Annotated in this window: 1 protein-coding gene and 2 pseudogenes; 1 reads left to right on the top strand and 2 read right to left on the bottom strand. The window is 68.5% G+C overall.

Features of this window, described 5'->3' with window-relative positions:
- Window positions 1-387, top strand: a pseudogene (locus G3N93_RS39850) (3-deoxy-D-manno-octulosonic acid transferase); the annotation flags it as partial.
- Window positions 388-450: 63 nt separating this feature from the next.
- Here G3N93_RS39850 and ureG read toward each other — a convergent pair.
- On the bottom strand, window positions 451-1,098 hold the full coding sequence (ureG, locus tag G3N93_RS39845) for an urease accessory protein UreG (protein WP_174986866.1): 648 nt from the start codon (window positions 1,096-1,098) through the stop codon (window positions 451-453).
- 17 nt (window positions 1,099-1,115) lie between these two features.
- Window positions 1,116-1,265: pseudogene (locus tag G3N93_RS39840) on the bottom strand (urease accessory protein UreF); the annotation flags it as partial.

Here is a 1,265-nt window from a genome sequence, read left to right as displayed (position 1 = left end):
CTCGGCGCGTATTACGCGGCGGCCGACATCGCGTTCATCGGCGGCAGCCTGCTGCCGCTCGGCGGCCAGAACCTGATCGAAGCGTGCGCGGTCGGCGTGCCGGTGTTGATCGGGAAGCACGTGTTCAACTTCACGCAGGCGACCGCCGATGCGGTTGCGGCTGGTGCGGCGCTGCAGGTCGAGGATCCGCTCGATCTCGCGCACGTGCTCGACGCGCTGTTCGCCGACAAGGCGCGGCGCATCGCAATGGGCGCGGCTGGCGCCGCATTCGCGTCGCGCCACCGCGGCGCGACCGCACGCACGGTCGATGTGCTCGCGGCGCTGCTGCCGCCTGCCGAACGCGGCGTGCGCGCACTGCAGGACGCGCAGGACACTTCCGACGACTAGGCGAAGGCGGCGCCATGCCGCCATGAGCACGCGTGGCGGCACCGTATCGCGCCGCCACGCCGCTCAGACTGTCAGCAAACCCTTCTTCTCGATGAACGCGATCACGTCCGCGACGCCTTCGAGCGCTTTCAGGTTCGTCATCACATAAGGCCGCTCGCCGCGCATCTTCTTCGTGTCGGACGCCATCACGTCGAGGTTCGCGCCGACCAGTGGCGCGAGATCCGTCTTGTTGATCACGAGCAGGTCGGACTTCGTGATGCCGGGGCCGCCCTTGCGCGGAATCTTCTCGCCGCCGGCGACATCGATCACGTAGATCGTCAGGTCCGACAGCTCGGGGCTGAAGGTCGCGGCGAGATTGTCGCCGCCCGATTCGATGAACACGATGTCGGCGTCGGGGAAGCGCGACAGCATCCGGTCGACGGCTTCGAGGTTGATCGACGCATCCTCGCGGATCGCCGTGTGCGGGCAGCCGCCCGTCTCGACGCCCATGATGCGTTCCTCGGGCAGCGCGCCCGCGACCGTCAGCAGCCGCTGGTCTTCCTTCGTATAGATGTCGTTGGTGATTGCGACGAGGTCGTACTGGTCGCGCATTGCCTTGCACAGCATTTCGAGCAGCGTGGTCTTGCCGGAGCCGACGGGGCCGCCGATGCCGACGCGCAGCGGCGGCAGTTTCTTCGTGCGGCGGGCGGGGGAGGGAGCAGGTGCGTTCATGGCGGGTAGCGTCGGGTTCAGGAGCGGAACAACCGCGAATACTGGGTTTCGTGCCGCGCGGACAAGATGCCGAGCTGCGGCGCGAACGTGTTGACGGCGTCGGGCGGCGTCGCGAGCGCGCGGCGTACGGCCGCGTCGATCGCGCCGCGCAGCGCGACGATGATGCG

This window comes from Burkholderia sp. Se-20378 (genome assembly GCF_017104665.1).
In the GTDB taxonomy this organism is placed as follows: domain Bacteria; phylum Pseudomonadota; class Gammaproteobacteria; order Burkholderiales; family Burkholderiaceae; genus Burkholderia; species Burkholderia lata.
The sequence above is the reverse complement of the archived record's forward strand: the minus strand, read 5'-3'. Positions and strand labels throughout refer to the sequence as shown.